Here is a 6231-nt window from a genome sequence, read left to right as displayed (position 1 = left end):
ACCGTATCGACGCCCTCGCCCAACCCGCCGGACTCCAGCAACGCCTTGAGCGCCGACGGCACCGTATTGATCAAGGTGATGTCGTGCTCGCCCTGTTGCAGTTCCAGCACATTAGTGACCACGTTGATGCTGCCACCCGAGGTCAGCGGCGCGAAGCATTCGTAGACCGCCAGGTCGAAGTTCAGCGAGGTCGAGAACAGGGTTTTCGACAACGTGGCGTCATCGAACGAACGATGGGCCCAGGTCAGGAAGTTCACCGTGTTGCGGTGTTCGATCATCACGCCTTTAGGCAGACCGGTCGAACCGGAGGTGTAGATGACATAGGCCAGGTGCGAGGACGTCAGCGCGGCAATCTCGGGATTCAGGACGGACTCGTCCTGCCACAAACCGCTGTCGAGATTGATCACCGGCATCGATGCTGCTGCCAGCAACTCAAGGGTCGCCGTCTGTGCCAGCACCGCCGCTGGGACGCTGTCTTCGAGCATGTAGGCAATTCGATCCAACGGATACGCCGGATCCAGCGGCACATAACCGCCACCGGCCTTGAGAATTGCCAGCAGCCCCACGACCATGTCGATACCGCGCTCGACACAGATCGCCACCCGCGAATCCGGCTGTACACCCTGCTTGCGCAGGTAATGGGCTAGACGGTTGGCCCGTTCGTTCAGGTCCCCATAGCTCAGGCGCTGCTCGCCACAGATCACCGCCACGGCCTCCGACGTACGCTGCACTTGCTCTTCAAACAGCCCATGAATCGTCTGCTGCTGCGGATAATTGGCCTCGGTGGCGTTGAACGCCACCAGCAGTTGCTCGCGTTCCGAGGCCGGCAGGATCGACAATTGCTGCAAGGGCCTGTCCGGCTGTTGCTCAAGCATATGGACCAGGTTTTCCAGGGTGTGCCGCACATAACCACAGAGCCGCTGCGCACCAATGCGGGCCGGGGTCATGACGGTAAAGCTGAACGCTTCGCCCTGATCGTCCACCGACAACGTCAACGGGTAGTTGGTCCGCTCCTCGCTACTGAGTACCTGGATACCGTTCCAGGCCGGCAATAGCTCGATCGCGGTGGTCGCCCCGGTATGGCGATAGTTGAGCAAGGCACTGAACAATGGGGTTGGCGCTTGCACGCCACTGCAACGTTGCGCCAGCGCCAATGAGGCGTGCTCGTGCCCCAGTAACGCAGTCAATTGCACATGGGTGGCCTTGACGCCGGCACGGATGCTGGCTTGCGCCACACTCACCCGCAAGGGCAGCGTATTGATGAACATGCCCAGCGCCCGATCGGCGCCCTCGCCACCCTGCATCCGCCCCATCAGCACCGTGCCAAACACCACATCGTCCTTGCCCGACACCTTGCCCAGGACTTGCGCCCAAACCAGGTGATACAAGCTCGCCGCGCTCACCCCGAGCTGACGCGCCTGGGCCCGCAACCGGCGACTGAGGCCAGGCTCGACGTCCTGGCGGACCTCCTCGATGCCGCTGCCATCGCCTTGCACATCCTGCAACTCGAACGGCAGCGTCGGTTCGTCGACGTCGCTGAGCATGTCGCGGAAAAAACCTTCGTGGGCGTCGCTGCTCACCCCCAGGCGGGCCTGAGCCACATAGTTGCGGTAAGGCACCGCGGCGCCCAACTGTTCGACCTCTCCCGAGAAACAAGCCTGTATTTCGTGTTGCAGCACTTCCAGTGCGGTGTGGTCCAGCGTCATGTGGTGGAACAGCAACATCGCCAGCCAGCGGTCATTATCCGTGTCGTAGGCATGCACAAGACGCAGCATCGGTGCCTGGGTAATATCCAGACGGTGATGCCGGGAATCGAAACGCTCATGCAGTTGCGTCGCGGCATCGCCGTCGACCGGGTCCAGCGCGACCTCTTGCCGTCTCAACTGGGCTTTGCGCCAGACGATCTGCAAGGGTTGCTCGAACCCTTCCCAACGTATCGATGTCCTGAGAATGTCGTGACGATCGATCACCTGTTGCAACGCGCGCGAGAAGTCCTCCAGACGCCCGTGGGTCTCGAAAGCGAACAGCGTCTGGAGCAGATAGGGATCGCCCTGCTCGGCCGAGAGGTGATGGTAAAGAATGCCTTCCTGCAAGGGAGCCAGCGGGTAGATGTCCTGCACATTGCGCGCACCGCCCGGTACGGTCGATACGATGCGCTCGATAGCGTGCGGGTCCAGAGCGACCAGCGGCAGCATTGCCGGGGTGATGTGCTCACAGTCCAAGGGAATCAAGTTCGCCGGGACGCTGACCTCGCTGCCACTGCCGACGGCGGCGGCCAGCGCGGCCAGGGTCGGTTGGCTGAACAGCACGCGCACGTCGGCACTCAAGCCGACCTGGCGCATCCGCTCGATCAGGCTGACCGCCATGAGCGAATGCCCGCCCAGCTCAAAGAAATTATCGTAACGACCCACCTGCTCGACCTTGAGCAGCTCGGACCAGATCCGCGCCAGCGCCGTTTCGACCTCGCCTTGCGGGGCTTCATAGCCACGGCCTGAATAGGCATCACTGTCGGGGACCGGCAAGGCCCGACGGTCGAGTTTACCGTTCGGGGTCAGGGGCAAGGCGTCCAGGCGCATGTAGGCCGCCGGCACCATGTGGCCGGGCAAGTGCACCTGCAGTTGTTCGCGCAGGTTGTCGGCTGTCAGCCCTTGGTCCAGGCTGTCGTGCGCCGTGTAATACGCCACCAGGCGCTGGTCATCCGGGGCCTCTCCCACCGCGACGACAACCGCCTCCCGCACACCGGCGCAAGCGCCAAGCCTGGCCTCGATTTCACCCAGTTCGATACGCAGGCCACGAATCTTCAGTTGGCTGTCGTTGCGCCCCAGATAGTCGATGTTGCCGTCCGGCAAATAGCGCCCCAGGTCACCGGTGCGGTACATCCGCGCCTCCTGCATGGCGCTGAACGGGTCCTTCACAAAGCGCTCGGCGGTCAGTTGCGCACGGTTCAAATAACCCCGCGCAACCCCGGCGCCACCAATGTACAGCTCACCCGCGACGCCGACCGGAACCGGTTGCAGGTGGGCATCGAGCAGGTAGACCTGGGTGTTGGCCACCGGCCTGCCGATATGCAGCACCGCTTGCGAGGCATCGATCCGCCCCGAGGTGGCCACCACTGTCGTTTCCGTGGGGCCGTAGTTGTTGATCAGTTCGAAAGGCAGATCGGCCGGCAGTTTGCGCAAGCGGTCACCGCCAATCAGCAAGGTGCGCAATTGATCGTGTCCCAGGTTGCGGCCAAACGCGTATTCGGCAATGGGCGTGGGCAGGAAGCACACGTCCAGCGCCTGGGCCTGCCACCAGTCGAGCAGCGCGCCGACGTCCTCGCTGCCCGCCTGGGCCGGCGGCAACAGCAACGTCGCCCCCGCGCACAACGAAGGCCAGATCTCCCAGGCCGCCGCATCGAAACCGAAACCGGCGACACTGGAGGTGCGGCTGCCGCGTTTCACATCGAAGGCCTGGCAATGCCAGCCCACCAGGTTGCTGAGGTTGCGATGTTCGACCATCACGCCCTTGGGCAGGCCGGTCGAACCGGACGTGTAGATCACATACGCCAGGTGATGGGCTTCGAGCCCCGGCACCTCGGGGCTGGAGACGGATTCGTCCTGCCAATCGCCGCTATCGAGATTGATGACCGGCACCGAACCAGCGGCCAGCGAACCCTGGGTGACGGTCTGCGCCAACACCGCAACCGGTGCGCTGTCCTGCAGCAGATAGGCAATACGTTCCGCCGGATACGCCGGGTCCACGGGGACATAGCCGGCCCCGGCCTTCAGCACGCCCAACAGGCCGACGACCATTTCCAGGCTCCGCTCGACACAGATCGCCACCCGGTCGTCCGGCCGGACGCCCAAAGCCAAGAGGTGATGCGCGAGCTGGTTCGCACGGGCGTCGAGTTCGCCGTAGGTCAGCGCCTGGTCTGCATACACCACCGCCACCGCTTGCGGGTTGGCCGCGGCCTGGGCTTCGAACTGCCGATGGATCAGCAGGTCATGGGTATAGGTCGCCCCCGTCGCATTCCAGGTCTCGAGCAATTGCTTGCGCTCGGCCGGCGGCAAGATTGCCAGGCTGTGCAGCGGCGTCTGTGGTGCATGTTCCAGCGCGTCGACCAGGCTTTCCAACGCCACTTGCATATAGCCACAGATGCGTTGGGCACCGATCCGGGACTCGACCAGCACCGTCAGGCTGAAGTCTTCACCCAGGTCATCGACGCTCATCGTCAGCGGATAATTGGTGCGTTCTTCGCTACCCAGTGCTTCGATGCCTTGCCAGGCTGACGAGGTTCGCAGCGCGATGGGCTCGGCGACCGAATGTCGGTAATTGAGCAACGCGCTGAACAACGGTGTTGGCGCCATGACGCCGCTGCAACGTTGGGCCAACGCCAGGGAAGCATGCTCATGACCCAACAGGCCGGTCAGCCGCGCATGGGTCGCCAGCACGCCGGCCCGCACACTTTGCGCACCGACCTGCACGCCAATCGGCAAGGTGTTGATGAACATCCCCAATGCGCGGTCGGCACCCTCGCCGCCCTGCATCCGGCCCATCAGCACCGTGCCGAACACCACGTCTTCGCGACCCGAGACCCGGCCCAGTACCTGGGCCCAGGCCAGGTGATGCAAGGCTGCCGCACTCACCCCCAAGCGGCGGGCCTGGGTACGCAGGCGTCGACTCAAGTCGGTCGCGATAGCCTGTCGGGCTTCCTCGATACCGCTGCCATCGCCAAAGACATCCTGCAGACCGAACGGCAGCGTCGGCTCGTCGACGTCGCCGAGCATCGCACGGAAAAACCCTTCGTGTTCTTCACGACTCACACCCAGGCATACCTGGGCCACATAGTTGCGGTAAGGCACCGCGGCCCCTAATTGATCGGCATGGCCCAACAGGTGCGCCTGCATCTCGTGACGCACCACTTCCAGCGCCGTGTGGTCGAGCGCCATGTGATGGAACAGCAGGATCGCCACCCAACGCTGATTGATCGCATCCTGCGCGAACCGGACGCGCATCAACGGCGCCTGGCGGATATCCAGGCGATGATGACTGACGTCGAAGCTCGCCTTCAACTGGCTGAGAACGTCGCCGTCCTCATGCTGCGGGAGGACGTGTTCAACACCCAGAACCGCCTGGCGCCAGACCACTTGCACCGGCTCGTCCAGCCCTTCCCAGGCCATGGATGACCGCAAGATGTCATGGCGATCGATCACCCCCTGCAAGGCCTGGGTGAACGCGTCGAGGCGCTCGCGGTTGTCGAAGGCGAACTGCGTTTGCAGCACGTAAGGGTCGCCTTGTTCGGCGGCGAGGTGGTGGTAAAGAATGCCTTCCTGCAGGGGGGCCAGTGGATAGATATCCTGTACGTTGCGCGCCCCGCCCGGCACGGTCGACACGATGCGGTCGATGGCGTCCTGGTCGAGGCTTGTCAGCGTCAGCATGTCGGGAGTGATCCGCGTGCAGTCGAGCGCAATCCGGTTGACTGGCACCACGATGTCTTTACTGCCGCCTACGGTCGCCGCCAACGCCGCAAGGGTTGGCTGGCCGAACAATATGCGCACGTCGGTGCTCAAGCCAGCCTGGCGCATCCGCTCGATCAGGCTGACGGCCAACAGCGAATGCCCGCCCAGTTCGAAGAAGTGATCATGGCGACCGACCTGCTGCAGGCCCAGCAGGTCTTGCCAGATCTGCGCCAGGGTGGTTTCGACCGCGCCTTGCGGGGCCTCGTAGCCACGGGAGATGACCGCATCGAGGTCCGGTGCAGGCAGGGCCTTGCGGTCGAGCTTGCCGTTGGGGGTCAGTGGCAATGCATCCAGGCGCACGTAGGCCACCGGCACCATATAGGCCGGCAACTGCGCTTGCAGGTGCGCGCGCAGGGCTTCGATGTCTAGTACTTCGCCCGACGAATGCTGGGTGAAATAGGCCACCAGGCGCTTGTCGCCCGGCACGTCTTCACGGGCCAGCACCACGGTTTCGTTCAAGGCCTCGTGTTGAGAGAGCTTGGCTTCGATCTCGCCCAGCTCGATGCGGAAACCGCGGATCTTGACCTGATCGTCGTTGCGACCCAGGTATTCGATGTTGCCGTCCGGCAGGTAGCGGCCCAGGTCGCCGGTTTTGTACATGCGGGCATTGGGAACATTGCTGAATGGGTCTTTCAGGAAACGCTCGGCGGTCAGGTCATCGCGGTTCAAATAACCCCGCGCCACCCCGGCGCCACCGATGTAGATTTCACCTGGCACGCCCAGCGGCACC

At 63.6% G+C, this 6231-nt stretch carries 1 protein-coding gene; it reads right to left on the bottom strand.

Translation table 11 applies throughout. The annotated features are described in order from the left end of the window. The coding region (locus ACIPQ1_RS28675; RefSeq protein WP_446535146.1) for an amino acid adenylation domain-containing protein at nucleotides 1–6231 on the bottom strand (6231 nt) is incomplete at both ends.

Source organism: Pseudomonas sp. LARHCG127 (assembly GCF_052871455.1).
The sequence above is the reverse complement of the archived record's forward strand: the minus strand, read 5'-3'. Positions and strand labels throughout refer to the sequence as shown.